Source organism: Bacteroides sp. D20, assembly GCF_003436255.1.
Taxonomy (GTDB): Bacteria; Bacteroidota; Bacteroidia; order Bacteroidales; family Bacteroidaceae; genus Bacteroides; species Bacteroides uniformis.
In genome coordinates this window covers 1-19723 of sequence record NZ_QSOO01000025.1, presented here as the reverse complement: position 1 = coordinate 19723, position 19723 = coordinate 1, and the positions used below count along the sequence as shown (strand labels likewise).

Sequence of the window (19723 nt, the reverse complement as noted above, 5' to 3'; positions counted from 1 at the left end):
GCAAGAAAGTTATGGATTCAATGAAAATCAATAAGGTGCAGATACGCAATCTGCAGATTGAAGATTATGACCAGTTGGCACAATCGTTTACGCGCGTTTATTCAGACGGAAGCGATGTGTTCTGGACGCACAAACAAATAGAAAAACTGATACGCATCTTCCCCGAGGGGCAGATTGTGACGGTGGTTGACGAGAAAATCGTGGGCTGTGCGCTTTCCATCATAGTGAACTACGATGATGTGAAGAACGACCACACTTACGCCCAGGTTACGGGCAAGGAGACTTTCAACACCCACAATCCGAAAGGCAACATACTTTATGGCATCGAAGTCTTTATCCATCCCCAATACCGTGGCCTGCGTCTGGCACGCCGTATGTATGAATACCGCAAGGAACTTTGCGAGACATTGAACCTGAAGGCAATCATGTTTGGCGGACGTATCCCCAACTACTACAAATATGCCGATCAAATCCGCCCCAAGGAGTACATAGATAAGGTGAAGCAAAAGGAAATCTTCGACCCGGTGCTGACCTTTCAGCTCTCTAACGACTTCCACGTGCGCAAGGTGATGCGCAACTACCTTCCCAATGATGAGGAGTCCAAGCACTACGCCTGCCTGCTGCAATGGGACAATATCTACTATCAGGCTCCCACACAAGACTATGTAAACCCCAAAACCACTGTCCGCGTAGGCTTGGTACAATGGCAGATGCGTACCTACAAGACACTGGATGACCTTTTTGAGCAAGTGGAATTTTTTGTGGATGCCGTGAGCGACTACAAGAGTGACTTTGTCCTTTTTCCCGAATACTTCAACGCACCGTTGATGGCAAAATTCAACAACGAGGGCGAGTCGCAGGCTATCCGCGGGCTGGCGGCCTATACCGAGGAAATCAAGGAGCGTTTCGTCAAGCTCGCCATCAGCTATAACATCAACATTATTACGGGCAGTATGCCGCTTATCAAGGAAGACGGGCTGCTATACAACGTAGGATTCCTCTGCCGACGTGACGGAAGTTATGAAATGTACGAAAAGATACATGTCACTCCCGACGAGATAAAGTCCTGGGGACTGAGCGGAGGCAAGTCCATCCAAACTTTCGATACGGACTGTGCTAAGATAGGCGTGCTGATATGCTACGATGTAGAGTTCCCCGAACTGAGCCGCATCATGGCGGACCAAGGCATGCAGATACTCTTTGTTCCTTTCCTTACCGATACGCAGAATGCTTACAGCCGCGTAAAGGTGTGCGCCCATGCTCGTGCCATCGAAAACGAGTGCTTTGTAGTGATAGCCGGCAGTGTAGGCAATCTTCCCCGCGTGCACAACATGGACATCCAGTATGCCCAGTCCGGCGTGTTCACTCCCTGCGACTTCGCTTTCCCCACAGACGGCAAGCGTGCGGAAGCCACTCCGAATACCGAAATGATTCTTGTGTCGGATGTGGATCTGGACTTGCTGAATGAACTGCATACCTACGGCAGTGTACGCAACCTGAAAGACCGGAGAGGCGATTTGTACGAGGTGAAGATGAAAAGATGACTTTCCCGAATGCCACACTCGGTTGCCTCCAATGCCACACCTTATTCTCCGAAATGCTACACTTCATCGTCCGGAATGCCATAGGTTTCGGACAACGGAGTGTGGCATTTCAGCTGCTGAAGTGTGGCATCCGGGACGATGAAGTATGGCATTTCGGATGGTAATTCCATAGTTTATCCGTATCTTTACAAAACTTTTATTCTAAAAAACAGAAACAATGGCCAAGAAAGCTCTCTCTGCTCCCGAAATACCTCTCTGCATCAATGTGTTGCGATTACTTAACTACCGTCTGGCTCCCGACGAGCTGATTCTGTTCGACTGGCTTACAGTAAAACAGATTTCTTTTAAATACAAGCCTTTCCATTACTCCCAGGCGCGTGTAGAGGAAGAAACCCGTATCCGCCGTACCCGGCAGGAAGTCATCATTAAGCAATTCTCGGCCTTGGGCTTCTTGAAAACCGACATAAAGGTCAATTCCGTCACCCGTGGACGTGTCCGCTATTACTCCGTGGACTTCAGTGTACTTGCCGACGTGGATGTCCTGGTAGAAATCATCATGCCCCAAACCACGCTCTTCCGTGACTTCATCCTCTACTTTGCCTACCACGCCACTATGCAGAAGAAGAGCAAGGAAGAACAACTGAAGCCTGCCTCCGCCATAAATCACGAGGCTGCCGCCCGAATCTATCAACTGCTGAGCCAAGTCTATGACGAGCGCCGCCAATACTATAATGATGGGGGACTGACCGGAGATGTGAAGCCTGAACGCTCGAAATCTGCCATGCAATTGCAGCATAACAAACCCATAGAACGTAAACTGGCAAAGTTGGCAGACTACTACAACGATAACAGCATCAAAAACGCCTTTCTTGCCTATGTGGACGAAATCCTGACCCAAAAGAAAGAACCCGAAAACCTGATGTATTACTTTCTCTCTTTCGATGAGACATCGGATTGTTTCGGAGTGGTGAATCATTACCTTAATTATTTCACCTTGCATTATAGTTACAGCAGCAACAGTTGAAGTCTATCCGCTGATGATGCTGTTATTATTTCTTTTAATATAATACTTTATTATTCTTTCCCATGCTGTTCTCTGCACGCTTATTGCTGATTGCGGCAATAGCATTCGCAGAATTCTACATACCATTTGTTGAACTCAGCAAAATAGCCCTCTCATTTGTTGTTTTCAACGTAGTTTTCAGGGGGTAGGTTTTGGCAAATTCTGCGTTTTTTGTCGTTTTTTGCTTAGGGAACCCTGCATTGCCCCAAACGACATCTACAGATGCACTTCTATGTACTAATTCGGGAAAAGAGAAAAGAGGGACAGTGTTGAGTGAGCGAATATTTTTTAAAATCGTACCTGCATATTTTTTTGTTCTTAAAAAGTCTCTTGTATTTAAGTTTTTTGTAAATTTGCACCCTTAAAATGGAGAAGGTAGCTTTTGACGTACCAAATGCCTATCAAGAGTATCTTCAATCGTAAATTGTAAATTGTCAAATAGTAAATATCAAGATGGGTAAGAAGTTTGCCGAATATTCGAAGCTCGACCTTTCCGAAGTGAACGGAAAAGTGTTGAAGAAATGGGACGAAAACCAGGTTTTCGCCAAGAGTATGACAGAACGTGAAGGTTGTCCTTCTTTCGTATTTTTCGAAGGACCTCCCTCGGCCAATGGTATGCCGGGCATTCACCACGTAATGGCTCGCTCCATTAAGGACATTTTCTGCCGTTACAAAACGATGAAGGGGTTCCAAGTAAAGCGTAAGGCCGGATGGGATACTCATGGACTGCCCGTGGAACTGGGTGTGGAAAAAGCACTCGGCATTACGAAAGAGGATATTGGCAAGACTATTTCCGTAGCAGAATACAATGCTGCCTGCCGCAAGGACGTCATGAAGTTCACCAAGGAATGGGAAGACCTGACGCACAAGATGGGCTACTGGGTGGACATGACGGACCCGTATATCACCTACGACAACCGCTACATCGAAACCTTGTGGTGGCTGCTGAAACAGCTCTATAAGAAAGGACTCCTTTATAAAGGGTATACCATACAACCTTATTCTCCTGCTGCCGGAACCGGACTCAGCTCGCACGAGTTGAACCAGCCCGGATGTTACCGTGACGTAAAAGACACGACCATGGTGGCACAGTTCAAGATGAAGCATCCGAAACCGGAAATGGCAGAGTGGGGAACTCCTTACTTCCTGGCATGGACCACTACTCCGTGGACGTTGCCCAGCAACACTGCGCTCTGCGTCGGTCCCAAGATAGACTACGTGGCCGTACAGACTTACAACGGATATAGCGGTGAGAAGATGACTGTTGTCTTGGCAAAAGCACTGCTCTACACTCACTTCAACAAAAAAGCGGAAGGCATTGCATTAGAGGATTATAAGCCGGGTGATAAGCTGATACCTTTCAAGATAGTAGGTGAGTACAAAGGCCCCGATTTGGTAGGTATGGAGTACGAACAGCTCATCCCTTGGGTGAAACCGATAGACGTTGCCGAAGACGGTAGCTGGACTCCCAGCGACAGAGGTTTCCGTGTAATTTCTGGTGACTATGTGACGACTGAAGACGGTACGGGTATCGTACACATTGCCCCGACCTTTGGTGCGGACGATGCTTTTGTGGCACGCGCTGCAGGTATACCGTCCTTGTTCATGATAAACAAGAAGGGTGAGACCCGCCCGATGGTAGACCTCACCGGTAAGTTCTTCTTGATTGACGAACTGGACGAGGAGTTTGTAAAGGCATGTGTCAATGCAGACCTTTACAAAGACTATCAGGGCAAGTGGGTAAAGAATGCCTATGACCCTCAATTCACTGTAGACGGCAAGTATGATGAGCAGGCTGCACAAGCTGCCGAATCATTGGATATCGAACTCTGCATGATGATGAAAGCCGCCCGCCAGGCATTCAAGATAGAAAAGCATGTACACAATTATCCGCACTGCTGGCGTACGGACAAACCCGTATTGTACTATCCGCTGGATAGCTGGTTTATCCGCAGCACCGCTTGCAAAGAACGTATGATAGAGTTGAACAAGACCATCAACTGGAAGCCGGAAAGCACCGGTACGGGACGTTTCGGCAAGTGGCTGGAAAACCTGAATGACTGGAACCTCAGCCGTTCACGCTACTGGGGTACTCCGCTGCCCATCTGGCGTACAGAGGACAATAGCGAGGAAAAGTGTATCGAGTCTGTAGAAGAACTTTACAACGAAATAGAGAAATCCGTAGCTGCCGGCTTGATGCAGTCCAATCCTTACAAGGAGAAGGGCTTCCAGCCGGGTGTATATACCAAAGAGAATTACGACAAGATAGACTTGCACCGTCCTTACGTGGACGATGTCATCCTTGTTTCCAAAGACGGCAAGCCGATGAAACGCGAAACGGACTTGATTGACGTTTGGTTCGATTCCGGTGCCATGCCTTATGCACAGATACACTATCCGTTCGAGAATAAGGAACTGCTGGATAGCCACCAGGTATATCCTGCCGATTTCATCGCCGAAGGGGTGGACCAGACACGCGGTTGGTTCTTCACGTTGCACGCCATCGCTACAATGGTGTTCGACAGTATTTCTTATAAGGCTGTCATTTCCAACGGCTTGGTGCTCGACAAAAATGGTAACAAGATGTCCAAGCGTCTGGGCAATGCCGTAGACCCCTTCTCGACCATCGAGAAATACGGGTCCGACCCGTTGCGCTGGTACATGATCACCAACTCTTCTCCGTGGGACAATCTTAAGTTCGACGTGGATGGCGTGGAAGAGGTGCGCCGCAAGTTCTTCGGAACACTCTATAACACCTATTCATTCTTCGCCCTCTATGCCAATGTAGACGAATTTGACTACAAAGAAGCCGATGTGCCCATGGCAGAACGCCCTGAGATAGACCGTTGGATTCTCTCTGTACTGAATACGTTGGTGAAGAACGTGGATACCTGCTACAATGAATACGAGCCCACGAAAGCAGGACGTCTCATTTCCGAATTCGTGAACGACAACCTCTCCAACTGGTATGTCCGCCTGAACCGCAAACGTTTCTGGGGCGGTGGTATGACGCAGGACAAGCTCTCTGCATTCCAGACACTCTATACATGCCTCGAAACCGTGGCTAAGCTGATGGCACCCATCGCTCCGTTCTATGCTGATATGCTCTATTCCGACCTGATTGCAGCTACGGGACGCGACAATGTGGTTTCCGTACACCTTGCCAAGTTCCCCGAATATAAGGAGGAAATGATAGACAAGGAATTGGAAGTCCGCATGCAGATGGCACAAGACGTCACTTCCATGGTATTGGCACTGCGCCGCAAGGTGAACATCAAAGTCCGCCAACCGCTTCAGTGTATCATGATACCGGTAGTGGATGAAGAACAGCGTGCACACATCGAGGCTGTGAAAGCACTTATCATGAACGAGGTGAATGTGAAAGAAATCCAGTTTGTGGACGGTGCTGCCGGTGTACTGGTAAAGAAAGTGAAATGCGACTTCAAGAAGCTGGGACCGAAATTCGGTAAGCAGATGAAAGCCGTGGCTGCTGCTGTGGCGGAAATGTCCCAGGAAGCCATTGCCGAGCTGGAGAAGAAAGGCTCTTATACGTTCAATCTGGACGGTGCAGAAGCCGTGATTGAAACGGCAGATGTGGAAATCTTCAGTGAGGATATTCCGGGATGGCTGGTTGCCAACGAGGGCAAACTGACCGTGGCTCTGGAAGTTACCGTTACCGAAGAGCTGCGCCGTGAGGGTATTGCACGCGAGCTGGTAAACCGCATTCAGAATATCCGCAAGTCGAGCGGTTTTGAGATAACAGATAAAATAAAGATTACATTATCAAAAAATCCTCAAACAGATGATGCGGTAAATGAATATAATGACTATATTCGCAACCAAGTTTTAGGAACTTCACTGACGCTGGCAGACAACGTAGAAAATGGTACAGAACTGAACTTCGACGATTTCTCGCTGTACGTGAGCGTTGTGAAAGAATAATTAAATACTAACCCTGATTAACACGTAAAAGTTATGGCAGAAAAGACTAGATACTCAGATGCTGAATTGGAAGAATTCCGCGCTATCATTATGGAGAAGTTAGAGTTGGCACAACGTGACTATGAACTGTTAAAGGCCAGCCTGACGGGTGCAGACGGTAATGACACCGACGATACATCTCCTACGTACAAAGTACTGGAAGAAGGTGCCAACACCTTATCCAAGGAAGAAACCACACGTCTGGCCCAACGCCAGTTGAAGTTCATCCAAGGATTGCAGGCTGCTTTGGTGCGCATTGAGAACAAAACATATGGCATTTGCCGCGAAACCGGCAAACTGATACCGGCAGAGCGCCTTCGTGCAGTGCCCCATGCCACTTTGAGCATCGAAGCTAAAAACAACGGCAAGAAATAAAAATGGGTAAATTCTTTACGAAGGGCCGGATAGCCTGCCTTATCATATTTTCGGTATTGGTTATAGACCAAATTATCAAGATTTGGATAAAGACCCACATGTACTGGCATGAGAGTATCCGGATTACGGATTGGTTCTATATATACTTTACCGAGAATAGTGGTATGGCTTTCGGTATGGAAATATTCGCCAAACTGTTCCTGACCTTGTTCCGCATTGCTGCAGTCACGGTCATTGGCTGGTTTCTGTACAAGTTCGTGAAGCAAGGCATGAAGACCGGATTTATCATCTGTGTGTCTTTGGTCTTGACGGGAGCCTTGGGAAACATTGTCGACAGTGTGTTCTATGGCGTGCTGTTCAACGAAAGCACCCATTCGCAGATAGCCTCCTTCATGCCTGAAGGAGGGGGATATGCCCCGTGGTTCCATGGCAAGGTGGTGGATATGTTCTATTTCCCCATCATTGATACAAACTGGCCCGCATGGATGCCGTTTGTCGGTGGAGAACATTTCATTTTCTTCAGCCCGATATTCAATTTTGCGGATGCAGCAATCAGTTGCGGTATCATTGCTTTGCTGTTGTTCTACGGCAAGGACTTCAATGATGCCTATCATGCTGCCATAAAGAAATCATGAAAGGAATAAATCGAATTCAATGGTGTAGCGTAGTCCTTCTGGTGTTCAGTCTGACGGCTTGTAAGGTGAAAAGACCTGAAACCGTCCTTCCGGATGCCAAGATGGAAAACGTGCTTTATGATTATCACATAGCCAAAGCTATGGGTGAAGAAGTGCCGTATAACGAAAGTTATAAGCGGGTGCTATACATTGAATCGGTTTTCAAGAAATATGGCATTACTCAGGCCGATTTTGACTCTTCTATGGTCTGGTTTGCCCGTAACCCGGAAGTACTTACCAAAATCTACGAGAAAGTGAATGTACGGTTGAAAGCCGAGAGAGACGGTATCAACCACTTGATTGCCCTGCGTGACAACAAGCCGAAAGAATCACTTCCCGGAGACAGTATCGACGTGTGGATATGGCAGCATATCTATCAGTTGACGGGTATGCCCCTGGACAACAAGATAACGTTTACGTTGCCATCAGACACCAATTTCCACGACCGTGACACGCTGCGCTGGAGCGTGCGCTTCCGTTTCCACAACGGTGCACCGGACAGCATACATGCTCCGTTGATGGCGATGCAGATTCTTTACGAAAAGAATGACAGTGTCATCAGTGCCATTCGGAAAGTACAAGACACAGGTGTGGAAACGCTCACCTTGTTTGCCGATACTTTAGGAGAAATCAAGGAAATACGCGGGTTCATCTATTATCCGCAGCAGGAGACTCCACAGCCTTTGCTGGCAGACCGTATCTCACTGATGCGCTATCACGCCACGGACAGCTTGGTCATTGCCCCAAAGGACAGCCTTCAGCAGGCGACAGACTCCCTTCGCAAAGACAGTATCGGAAAACCTGAGAAATTGAAACCTCTGGAAATTCAGGAGCAGGAAAATACCACGACTCCCAGAACCATACGTCCCCGTCCGAAAGCATGAAACGCTACGCTTCCCATTTTCTGTTTCTTCCCGGGCATGGCTATCTGAAACAATATGTGGTGGAGATAGGTGAAGGACAATGTGTATCACGTATCTTCCCATTGACAGAAGAGGTGGAGAATACGGAATGGCTACCGGGAGTCATAGCTTTGCTTACGGAGGTGGAAACAGACTATCCTCATTTTGATACGTGCTGCAATATACTGACGGCAATCCCTCCGGTTATCGAGGAAGAATTGCCTTATTTGATTCCCTGGTTGTTTTTTCCTTTTGATTTTACTACAATGCAGCCTGGCGCCGGAACTCAGCGCAAACTACTGCTGTGGCAATAGCCACGTTCAATGACTCCGAGGTCTCACGGCTGGCGGGATAATTCGGTATGTATAGTTTGCGGTTGATGAGTGCCTCCACTTCTTTTCCGATGCCATTTCCTTCATTACCCATCACAATCAGCCCATTTTTCGAAAGCGGTTGTCCGTACATATTCTCTCCGTCCAGGAAAGTGCCGTAAACGGGAATATCCTTCAGTGAGCGGATGAACTCGGGTAGGGGAGTATAATGCAGTCTGACGCGTGCGATACCTCCCATCGTTGCCTGCACAGTTTTGGGATTATAGATATCCACCGTGTTGGGCGAACAGAAAATATGCTCTATCCCGAACCAATCAGCAAGGCGGACAATCGTTCCCAGGTTACCGGGGTCTTGCACATCATCCAAAGCCAGACAGAGGGAGTGGCTGATGACGGAAATATCCGTCTCCTCATCCGGCTGCCGGAACACAGCCAGCACTTGTTGGGGAGTTTTCAGCAGGCTGGCACGCGAAAGTTCCTCCTCCGATACTTCCGTGACATCCGTTACGGTGGAGAGAGGGCGGTTCCGGGAAAGCCATTCTGAAGTTGCCAGCAAGAACTGACAAGGAAAATGTCCCAACAAATCCCCTACGAGTTTAGGTCCTTCTGCCAGAAATACCTTGTCGGCCTTCCGGTTCTTTTTCTGCTCCAACGAGTGGATATATTTAATGCGATTTTTACTTAATGCCATAGGACACACATGTTATCATTTGACAAAAATACGTGATTATTTCAATATAATCAAAAACTCTGCACTCTTCCGGCGTTTTTTATTTCGGGAACAAAAAAATACAAGTATATTTGTAGCTGTTTATGCGCAATTAATGACTCGGTATGAATAAAGGTTTCCGCTACGCGATACTTACTACTATCGTACTTTTGTTGGCTTCCTGTTCTTCTACCAAATATGTGCCGGACGGCTCGTATTTGCTGGATGAAGTGCGCATACATACTGATAATAAGGAAGTAAAACCATCCAATCTCTCCATGTACATCCGCCAGAATCCCAATGCGAAGTGGTTCAGCCTGATAAAGACCCAGTTGTATGTCTACAACTGGTCCGGACGGGACTCTACACGCTGGATAAACCGTACATTGAGGAAATTAGGTGATGCCCCGGTCATATACAGTGAGGAGGAAACCAACCGGACCAGGGAAGAAATCACTAAGGCTGTGCAGAATATGGGCTATATGGGCGCCCTGGTGGAACCGGTACGCCAAGTCAAGAAGAAAAAGATGAAGTTGGTCTATAAAGTGACAACCGGCAAGCCCTATAAAGTTCGTACCTTGAAATATGATATCCAGGACAGTAAAATAAAGGAATACATGCGGCAGGATTCCGCAGTAACCTTATTATCCGAAGGCATGTATTTTGATGTCAATGTACTGGATGCAGAACGCCAGCGCATCACAAACAAACTGCTTCAGAATGGATATTACAAGTTCAATAAAGAGTACATATCCTATACTGCGGATACTGTCCGTAATTCTTATCTGGTAGATTTGACACTGCATTTGGCTCCATACAGACAGCATAACGAGGATACGCCGCAGAATCACCGGCAATACACTATCAATAAAGTGAGTTTCATTACCGATTATAATGTGTTGCAGGCATCCACCCAGAACAGCATCGAGGTGAATGATTCATTGCATTACAAAGGCTTTCCCATCTACTACAAAGACAAGCTTTATCTGCGCCCCAAAGTGCTGACCAACAATCTGCGCATCACTCCGGGAACTCTCTATAACGAGCAGAACGTGCAGCGTACCTACTCCAACTACGGACGCCTGCAAGCCCTGAAATATACCAATATCCGTTTTTTTGAAGTGCAACAGAGTGACAGTGCAAAGCTCAACGCCTATGTGATGCTGACCAGAGGCAAGCATCAGTCCGTATCTTTTGAGGTGGAAGGCACAAACTCTGCCGGCGATTTGGGAGCTGCCGCTTCGGTGGCTTTTCAGCACCGCAACATGTTCAAAGGTTCCGAAACATTCATGTTCAAGCTACGTGGGGCATACGAGGCTGTGTCCGGTTTGCAGAGCTCCTTGAATCAAGACTACATAGAATTAGGTGCGGAAGCAACCATCAACTTCCCACGGTTTATGTTTCCCTTTGTATCCAGCGATTTCAAGCGGAGGATAAGGGCTACTACAGAATTCGGATTGCAATATAACTACCAGATGAGACCCGAATTCACGCGCATTGTAGCATCTGCCGGATGGAGCTACAAATGGGGGGTACAACAACAGCGTTCGCAGCATCGCATTGATTTGCTGGACATCAACTATCTGTATATGCCCAGCATAGACCAGACATTCAAAGAGGATTATCTGGAGAAAGACGAGAACTACATCCTCAAATACAATTATGAAGACCGCTTTATTGTCCGCACCGGCTATAGCTATATCTACAACAGTGCCGGAAGAGCATTGATGAATAACTCCGGTATCGGAAATTCCTATACCATCCGCCTCAATTTTGAATCGGCGGGTAACTTGTTGTATGCTGTGGCAAAGCTCGGAGGAATGAAAAAGAATGCATCGGGGGAATACACTTTGTTGAACATTCCTTTTGCCCAATACCTGAAAGGCGATTTTGACTTTGCCAAGAATCTGGTCATTGACAACCGCAATTCATTGGCATTTCATTTTGGTGCCGGTATTGCCATTCCATACGGCAATGCAACAATGCTTCCATTTGAGAAGCGCTACTTCTCCGGCGGCGCCAACAGTGTGCGCGGATGGTCTGTACGTGATTTGGGGCCCGGTTCTTTCCCCGGCGATAATAACTTCATGAACCAGTCGGGAGACATCAAGCTGGATGCCAGCATTGAATACCGCACACGGTTGTTCTGGAAATTCAGAGGAGCCCTCTTTGTAGATGCCGGGAATATCTGGACAATACGGGATTATAAAGACCAGCCGGGAGGTCAGTTTAAATTTGACAAGTTCTATAAGCAGATTGCCGTGGCATATGGTTTGGGATTGCGTCTTGACCTGGATTTCTTTGTATTGCGTTTCGACGGAGGTATGAAGGCCATCAATCCGGCTTATGAAAAGAAAAAAGACCGTTATCCCATTATTCATCCTAAATTCAGCCGCGATTTTGCTTTCCACTTTGCTGTGGGATATCCGTTCTAATGAAAGTTGAAAATGGAAAGTGAGAAATGCTTATTGGGCATCTATGTACCAGCCACTTTCCATTTTCAATTTTCCATTTTCCATTAATTAAAAGCGTAGTACGTGCCAATCATCGTCGCCTGACGTGCTGCTGCCACACCTTGGGCATCCAGCGTCACTGTCATTTCCTCACCGTTCGGAAGGGTCATTTGTGCAGTGCCGTCATTGTTCATTTGCAGCAATTCTGTGCTGACACCATCGGCAACAACATTCCAAGTATTCAACTCTTTGTTGTAAATGAGTTCCATAGAAGCAGTCTCACCTTCTTTGGTGATAGAATAGCCGTTTTCAAGTGTCTCTACCAGGTAGTCACCGTTTTCGCCTTTCACTTTCTTTACATCACCAATGCTGGCCATAGGGTTTGAACCACTCCAGAATTCGATGGAGTTGATGACCAATGCATCGGCCAGATAGCAAACGCCATATACCGGGATAATATTGAATGCCAGATAAACCAGTTCGTTTACAAACTTGGTACCAATACCTTGATTCCAGCTGACCAGTTTACTATGCAGTCCAAAAGAACCGATACAAGAACTGAAAAGAAACGAGCCGCAAATCATTACGGTCGCAGCCATCTTCAAATTGAACTTTTTCATAATCACTCTTTTTTATTTTACTGTGTTTAATTAGCTTTATAGCTCATCGAGTTATTTTAAGCATCCGCAAATATAGGATTTTTTACGAAAATACATCCTATTTGAGCTTAAAATCTGTTTTCAGTAAAACGGAAGTGTCTATTTACGAGCCTTTTGGAAAAGAGCTTTTCTTATCCAGCGGTCAACGGCAAACTTGCCCGGACCTATGATATACATCAATATGAACACTACCAGATATACAAAAGCCAACTCTTTCGTGGCAAACGGGTCATTACCATGAATTACAAAAAAGGCAACAGCCATTGTAAACACCATTGGTATCATAGCCAAACGATAGAGAAAACCTATAATGAATGCCATGGAACATGCCAATTCACCAAAGATAGCCAGTCCTAAAGACAGCGGACTGCCTACACCCAGCGGGTCAGGGAAAACGGCCGACAGCTCTTGAAAGTTAGTCCACTTCTGGATACCGTGGTTCATTAATAATATACCGAATACAATTCTTGCAATCAATAGCATAGCAGATGTTGCCGTTCCGTCCGGTTTGGCGGGAAATAAAAGTTGTTTTAACATATTCATTCGTTTTTAAGTTCGTATATGAACTATAACAAATATTACTCAATAAAAGTTTACTCCCGCTTCAAGGGTTTGATGATAATCCGTAAAGACGGGTCATAGGTAAAGTAACTCCACATCCAGTCTACGAAGATGAAAAGACGGTTCTTTACACCCACAATACTCATCAAATGGATGAATAGCCACACAGCCCATGCCGGAAAACCGCCAAAACGCAGTTTCTTAAGCTCGACTACGGCATGATTGCGGCCAATGGTCGCCATGGAGCCTTTGTTTTGATATATAAACGGCTGTAACGGCAGGCCTGTTTCTGCACGCTGCAAGTTCCTTATCAAGTTGCGGGCCTGCTGGATGGCTGGTTGCACCACTTGCGGGTGTCCTTTGGGATACTCCTCAGAAATCATAAGGGCCGTATCCCCGATAGCGAAAATATTGGGATATTGAGAAAGACGGTTATAAGTGTCCACCTTCAAGCGGTTTCCCGGTCCATAGGCATCGGCAGGCAATCCTTGAAGGCTGTTTGCCTTGACACCGGCCACCCAGAATACATTTTTGGTATCGATGGCAGTCCCGTCATTCAATGCCAATTGATAATTCTCGTATCCCATCACCCGTTGGTTCAATTTGATTTCCACATCACGCTTCTTCAGATAATCGGCCACTTCTTTGGAAGACTCTTCTGAAAAAGCAGACAAGAGCCGGGAAGAGCCATCCAACAAGATGATACGCATCTCATTGATATTCAAGTCCGGATAGTCTTGAGGAAGGACAAACTTCCTCATCTCGGCCAAAGCACCAGCCAACTCTATTCCCGTAGCTCCACCGCCTACAATGGCAAAGGTCATCAGACGCCTGCGATCTTCTTTATTACCGGTGTTCTGGGCTTGTTCAAAACTATCCAATATCTGGTTTCGGTTGAACAAGGCTTCCGAAGTATTCTTTAGTGCCATGGTCTGTTTCTCCAGCCCGTCGTTTCCAAAATAATTTGTGTTGCAGCCGGTGGCAATGACCAAATAGTCGTATGCCAGCGTGCCGATGGAAGTCTCCAGCAGATTGTGTTCCGGGAAGACTTGCTGTGCTTCACAAATACGTATATGGAAATGCTCTCTTTTTTTGAAGATTTTTCGGTATGGGAATGATATGGCACTCGGTTCAATACCTGCTGTGGCCACTTGATAGAGTAACGGTTGGAAGATGTGATGGTTATTCTTATCCAGTAAAACTATCTGAAACTTGTTGCTTTTCAATTTTCGTGCCAGCTTTAATCCGCCAAAGCCGCCGCCTACGATTACCAGTCGTTTCTGTCCCTCTTTATCGGGAATGTCCATTGCTGTTTTCATAATTCAATATCATGTTGTTCTTTGTAATATTAAAATAACAGTATAAATCGAGGAAAGTTCTATAAATGATGTAGTTAAAAAGAGTAAACCCCACATGCAATGTAGAAATGAACATTAAAAGAGAAAAATTGGAAACAAAAAGAACAGTAACATTGTTGTAATGAAGAACATAAAAACTAACTTTGCCACGGAAGTTTTCTACAAGTAAATGGACACTAAATTGACAAAATGGATATTACCAATATTGATGCTGATTACAGAAACGGCTGTTCATGCACAAACACACCTTGCAGAAGCAAAAAACTCTGTGGACTCAATTTCTACGTATCCGATAGACTCGCTTCCCAAGAAACGCAGTTTTTTCGGAAAAATTTTGAATTACTTCAACGATGCCAACAAAGAAAAGAAAAACAAGAAATTTGATTTCAGCATTATAGGCGGGCCTCATTATTCCAGTGACACCAAATTTGGAATCGGACTGGTGGCGGCAGGACTCTACCGTACCGACCGGAACGATAGTATTCTCCCTCCGTCCAATGTCTCTCTGTATGGGGATGTCTCCACAGTGGGATTCTATTTGCTGGGAGTACGTGGAAACCATCTGTTTCCCCAAGACAAATACCGGTTGAACTACAATCTGTATTTCTATTCTTTCCCAAGCCTTTACTGGGGACAAGGATATGACAATGGAGCCAATGATGACAATGAGAGTGAATACGATCGCTTTCAGGCGCAGGTTAAGGTGGACTTCATGTTCCGGATGGCACGTAACTTTTATATCGGTCCGATGACAACATTTGATTACGTGTATGGACATGACTTTGAAAAACCGGAATTATGGAAAGGAATGAAAGCGCGTAGCACCAACGTGAGCTTGGGGTTTTCCTTGTTGTATGATTCACGCGATTTTCTGACAAATGCCTATAAAGGATATTACCTACGGATAGACCAGCGCTTCAGTCCGGCCTTTTTGGGAAATAAATATGCATTCAGCAATACGGAACTGACGACCAGCTATTACCAGTCCGTGTGGAAGGGTGGGGTGTTGGCAGGCCAGTTCCATACTCTGCTGAACTACGGAAATCCGCCCTGGGGACTGATGGCAACATTGGGAAGTTCCTATTCTATGCGTGGCTATTATGAGGGGCGCTACCGTGACAAGTGTGCAATGGATGCCCAGCTGGAACTACGCCAACATGTATGGAAGCGAAATGGAGTTGCCGTATGGGTAGGGGCGGGAACCATATTCCCGAATTTCTCGGAATTGGAGGCCAGGCATATTCTTCCTAATTATGGTTTCGGCTACCGCTGGGAGTTCAAAAAGAGAGTAAACGTACGTTTGGATTTAGGTTTTGGCAAACACCAGACCGGATTTATATTCAATATCAATGAAGCTTTTTAGAGACATAAAAAAATGGTTCGACAATCAGGAACATTTGTTCTATCTGTTTCTGGTCATTCTGATAGTGCCCAATGTAGTGCTATGCTTTACAGAACCCATATCATGGACGGCAAAGATATGTAATATCCTGCTACCCCTTTCTATATATTATGCTGTAATGGCTTGGTCGAGAAACTGTGGCAGGACATTCTGGCTGCTATTTCCGTTCATCTTCTTCGGAGCCTTCCAGCTTGTATTGCTGTATCTTTTCGGTCAGTCCATTATCGCAGTGGATATGTTTCTGAATCTGGTGACAACCAATTCGAGCGAGGCGCTGGAACTGCTGGACAATCTGATACCTGCCATCGTTATTGTGGTAGTGCTCTATATACCTGCATTAATTCTGGCAACCATATCCATTGTACACAAACGCAGACTGTCCGAAGCATTCATCCGGCAAGCTCGCCGTCGCACTCTGTATGTGTTGTCTGCCGGAATATTATCCTTAGGCACTGCTTATTTGACAGATAACCGGTATGAGCCGAAATCCGAACTGTATCCTGCCAACGTATGCTACAACATAGCACTTGCTTTTCAACGGACGGCCCAGACGCGGAATTATCACAAGACCTCTAAAGATTTTACCTTTCATGCTAGAAGTACTCATCAGGCTGATGAAAGGGAAGTATATGTAATGGTGGTGGGAGAAACCTCACGGGCATGCAACTGGGCTTTGTACGGCTACGAACGGGAGACTAACCCGGGACTGTCGGGCATTGGCGGACTGACAGCTTTCAGCCATGTGCTGACAGAATCAAACACTACCCACAAGAGTGTTCCGATGTTGCTGTCACCGGTCAGTGCTTCCAGTTTTGATTCCATCTATTATCAAAAAGGGATTATCACAGCATTCAAGGAAGCCGGTTACCAGACCGCCTTTTTCTCGAACCAGCGCTATAACCACTCATTTATAGACTTCTTCGGCAAAGAAGCCGACACGTATGATTTCATTAAAGAAGATGTGGGGGATTCCAATTACAACCCCTCTGATAACGAACTGTTGAAACTGGTAGCAAAAGAACTGGGCAAAGGAGTTTCCAGGCAATTTATAGTTCTCCACACTTACGGTTCTCATTTTAATTATAAAGAGCGCTATCCGGCAGAGCAGGCTTTCTTCCTGCCGGACATGCCCGTTGATGCGGAAGTGAAATACAAAGACAACCTGATTAATGCCTATGACAATTCTATCCGCTACACGGATAATTTTCTGGTTCGTCTGATAGATATGCTTCGAGAACAACATGTCAATTCTGCCCTGATATACACTTCAGACCATGGAGAAGATATTTTCGATGACAACCGGCATCTCTTTCTGCATGCTTCACCGGTACCTTCCTATTATCAGATACATGTGCCATTCTTTATTTGGATGTCCGACAACTACCGGCAGAGATACCCATCGTTATTGGAGGCCGCACAAGCCAATAGGCAGAAGAATGTATCTTCCAGTGCCTCATTCTTCCAGACAATGCTGGAAATAGGTGGAGTGGAGACCCCATACCGGAATGACTCTTTATCTGTCACCAGCGCTCTGTTTATCGAAAGACCCAGAGTCTATCTGAACGACCACAATGAAGCCCGCACACTGGATGATGTCGGTATGCTCAAGGAAGACTTCAAGATGCTGGAAGAGAAAGGCATCAGGTAATCAGGGAAAGAGAGCAGGCTGTTGCTATTTTGCCCTGATTCTTGATATAAAATTCTGAATCACCGGATACATCTCCTCTACCGTATTCAGCTCCATGCAAGCCGTCTCCAACGGGCACCAGCCGGTCTTGTCACGGTTAATGATATGGGGAACCTCTTGGGCAAAAGTCGTTTCAATTCCTGCTTCGCACAGCAATGCCAGCGCAGGAGTGCTGATTATATCGGCATAGACCGTTTTAAAGCCTCCCAGTACCATCAAAGCAGCGGCACCTTTCCCTATAACCTTATCGGCAATGGCAGCCCCCTTCATAAATGCAGAATCTGCCTGGTACAAATCATACAAATCCGCTACTCCCCGTTGGGTGAAAGTACGGACTTCCTCCCGGTTCTTCATAACACAAGAGTATCCTCCCTTGTGCAGTATGTCAATGATACTCTCCATTTTATAAAGTCTCTTGTTTCAACTGTTCTACAAATTTGTCAATACGATGCAGTTCTTTGGGAATATCAATCGTTTGCGGGCAATGCGGAGAACACTGGTTGCACCCGGTACAATGGTCGGCCTGCCTCAGTTTGGGTACACTTCGGTCATATCCTACGAGAAAAGCACGGCGTGCTTTCCGATAATTCTCATCCTGGCTGCTTTCCGGCACATTTCCTTCATTGACACATTTATTGTAATGTATCAATATGGCAGGAATGTCAATTCCATACGGGCAAGGCATGCAGTACTTGCAGTCGTTGCAAGGTATGGTGGGGTACTCCATCATCAAATCTGCCGTATCATACAGATACTGAGTTTCCTCTTCCGTGAGTGGTACCAATGGAGAGTAAGTACGGATGTTATCCTGCAAATGTTCCATATAAGTCATGCCGCTCAGCACTGTCAGTACATCCTGGGGAGAACCGGCATAACGGAATGCCCAAGACGCCACACTGCGTTCGGGTTCGCGCTGCTTCAGCCGTGCCACAATATGGTCGGGGACATTGGAGAGCCGCCCACCCAGCAGAGGCTCCATAATGACAGCAGGGATCTTACGCTTGGCCAGCTCGTCATACAGATACTCTGCCTTGAAGTTGCTGCCCGAAGCATGTTTCCAGTCCACATAATTCAACTGTATTTGTACAAAGTCCCAATGAACTTCACCACGGTCATGCATCTGCAAGGCATAGTCATAGACTTCGATATCTCCGTGGAACGACCATCCCAAACGGCGGATGCGTCCTGCTTCACGCTCCTTGACAAGAAAATCAATCATACCGTTGTCTATGTAGCGTTTGCGGAATTGCTCCATGCCACCGCCACCAATCATGTGTAGCAGATAGTAGTCTATATAGTCCACCTGCATATCCTCGAACGACTTACGGTACATGGCGATGGAACCCTCGCGAGTCCAGGTATCAGGATGAAAATTGGATAGTTTGGTGGCAAGATAGAACGATTCGCGTGGATGGCGTTTCAGAGCTATTCCCGTAGACTTCTCACTCCATCCTTGTACATACATCGGAGACGTATCGAAATAATTCACGCCATGGGCAATGGCATAATCCACCAGTTCGTTTACAGCATCCTGGTCTATCATTTCCCCTTTTCCATCCGGAGCAGGAACGGTAGGCCAGCGCATACAGCCGTATCCTAAAATAGAAACTTTGTCACTCCCCAAACCAGGAAAACTACGATAGGTCATTTTATCCGTCGGAATGGGGCCCAATACTTTACTGCCTTCACTGCTTCCTTCCTTAGAACCACATCCATAGAGGGCAGCAGTAGATGTGGCGGTTGTAATTCCCACTATCTTCAAGAAATCACGACGGTTCATATTGTTTTTATGATGTTCTTCCATACTTATAGAAATTCTACTTTGTTATATAATTCGATGTCTTTCATGTCCTTCCACATAGATGGCACTGAACGGACGGGCCGGACAAAGATTCTCACATGCCCCGCAGCCGATACAACGCTCTACATTGATTACCGGAATCTTTGGAGAATCCTTGTCTTCAGGTATACTCGGCACCATTTGTATGGCTCCCGTCGGACAATGGCGTGCACAGTTGCCACA

General features: G+C 46.3%; 17 protein-coding genes. 10 read left to right on the top strand and 7 right to left on the bottom strand.

The genetic code is table 11. From position 1 onward, the window contains the following. The first annotated feature begins 11 nt into the window (after window positions 1–11). The 7 genes from DXD78_RS19240 to DXD78_RS19210 all read left to right on the top strand — a co-directional run bounded on the left by DXD78_RS19240 (window position 12) and on the right by DXD78_RS19210 (window position 8853). Complete coding sequence (locus DXD78_RS19240; protein WP_005825535.1) at window positions 12–1544, top strand: carbon-nitrogen hydrolase family protein; 1533 nt, start codon at window positions 12–14, stop codon at window positions 1542–1544. A gap of 217 nt (window positions 1545–1761) precedes the next feature. Continuing rightward, the gene (locus tag DXD78_RS19235) at window positions 1762–2568 is read left to right on the top strand and encodes a hypothetical protein (protein ID WP_005825533.1); all 807 of its coding nucleotides are present in this window, start codon (window positions 1762–1764) and stop codon (window positions 2566–2568) included. A 492-nt stretch (window positions 2569–3060) separates the two neighbouring features. Beyond that, entirely contained in the window at window positions 3061–6549 is a 3489-nt protein-coding gene (ileS, locus tag DXD78_RS19230; RefSeq protein WP_009038433.1) for an isoleucine--tRNA ligase, read from the top strand. Between the two features lie 33 nt (window positions 6550–6582). Then, window positions 6583–6963: a TraR/DksA C4-type zinc finger protein gene (locus DXD78_RS19225; protein WP_004290962.1), complete on the top strand. Its 381-nt coding sequence runs from the start codon at window positions 6583–6585 to the stop codon at window positions 6961–6963. 2 nt (window positions 6964–6965) lie between these two features. Then, entirely contained in the window at window positions 6966–7598 is a 633-nt protein-coding gene (locus DXD78_RS19220; protein ID WP_005825525.1) for a lipoprotein signal peptidase, read from the top strand. Further along, window positions 7595–8521: a DUF4296 domain-containing protein gene (locus tag DXD78_RS19215; protein WP_005825524.1), complete on the top strand. Its 927-nt coding sequence runs from the start codon at window positions 7595–7597 to the stop codon at window positions 8519–8521. Before DXD78_RS19220 ends, DXD78_RS19215 begins: the two co-directional genes overlap by 4 nt. Next, window positions 8518–8853: a hypothetical protein gene (locus DXD78_RS19210; protein WP_005837115.1), complete on the top strand. Its 336-nt coding sequence runs from the start codon at window positions 8518–8520 to the stop codon at window positions 8851–8853. The genes DXD78_RS19215 and DXD78_RS19210 overlap by 4 nt, the downstream gene beginning before the upstream one ends. On the opposite strand, the gene DXD78_RS19205 is transcribed toward DXD78_RS19210, so the two are convergent. Beyond that, the gene (locus DXD78_RS19205) at window positions 8801–9562 is read right to left on the bottom strand and encodes an RNA methyltransferase (protein WP_008664596.1); all 762 of its coding nucleotides are present in this window, start codon (window positions 9560–9562) and stop codon (window positions 8801–8803) included. The two genes, DXD78_RS19210 and DXD78_RS19205, sit on opposite strands and share 53 nt — an antisense overlap. Before the next feature lie 143 nt (window positions 9563–9705). On the opposite strand from DXD78_RS19205, the gene DXD78_RS19200 reads away from it, so the two are divergent. Continuing rightward, complete coding sequence (locus DXD78_RS19200) at window positions 9706–12015, top strand: BamA/TamA family outer membrane protein (protein ID WP_005837118.1); 2310 nt, start codon at window positions 9706–9708, stop codon at window positions 12013–12015. A gap of 83 nt (window positions 12016–12098) precedes the next feature. Here DXD78_RS19200 and DXD78_RS19195 read toward each other — a convergent pair whose 3' ends face one another. From DXD78_RS19195 to DXD78_RS19185, 3 genes are all read right to left on the bottom strand, one after another. Continuing rightward, window positions 12099–12653, bottom strand: a complete 555-nt coding sequence (locus DXD78_RS19195) for a DUF3332 domain-containing protein (RefSeq protein ID WP_005837119.1) — start codon at window positions 12651–12653, stop codon at window positions 12099–12101. 138 nt (window positions 12654–12791) lie between these two features. Further along, the gene (locus DXD78_RS19190) at window positions 12792–13229 is read right to left on the bottom strand and encodes a DoxX family protein (RefSeq protein WP_009038432.1); all 438 of its coding nucleotides are present in this window, start codon (window positions 13227–13229) and stop codon (window positions 12792–12794) included. 56 nt (window positions 13230–13285) lie between these two features. Further along, complete coding sequence (locus tag DXD78_RS19185) at window positions 13286–14572, bottom strand: NAD(P)/FAD-dependent oxidoreductase (RefSeq protein WP_005825516.1); 1287 nt, start codon at window positions 14570–14572, stop codon at window positions 13286–13288. 208 nt (window positions 14573–14780) lie between these two features. Between DXD78_RS19185 and DXD78_RS19180 the strand changes: the two genes are divergently transcribed. Continuing rightward, window positions 14781–15974: a BamA/TamA family outer membrane protein gene (locus DXD78_RS19180; protein ID WP_009038431.1), complete on the top strand. Its 1194-nt coding sequence runs from the start codon at window positions 14781–14783 to the stop codon at window positions 15972–15974. Continuing rightward, window positions 15961–17661, top strand: a complete 1701-nt coding sequence (locus tag DXD78_RS19175) for a sulfatase-like hydrolase/transferase (protein WP_009038430.1) — start codon at window positions 15961–15963, stop codon at window positions 17659–17661. Before DXD78_RS19180 ends, DXD78_RS19175 begins: the two co-directional genes overlap by 14 nt. Before the next feature lie 24 nt (window positions 17662–17685). Here the strand turns inward: DXD78_RS19175 and DXD78_RS19170 are convergent, their stop codons facing one another. From DXD78_RS19170 to DXD78_RS19160, 3 genes are all read right to left on the bottom strand, one after another. Then, window positions 17686–18102 (bottom strand): DUF1893 domain-containing protein, encoded by a 417-nt coding sequence (locus tag DXD78_RS19170; RefSeq protein ID WP_005825513.1) that lies wholly within the window; start codon window positions 18100–18102, stop codon window positions 17686–17688. 1 nt (window position 18103) lies between these two features. Further along, window positions 18104–19504: an aldo/keto reductase gene (locus DXD78_RS19165; protein ID WP_009038429.1), complete on the bottom strand. Its 1401-nt coding sequence runs from the start codon at window positions 19502–19504 to the stop codon at window positions 18104–18106. Between the two features lie 21 nt (window positions 19505–19525). Next, a partial coding sequence (locus DXD78_RS19160) for a 4Fe-4S binding protein (RefSeq protein ID WP_117652914.1) occupies window positions 19526–19723 on the bottom strand: 198 nt, incomplete at its 5' end.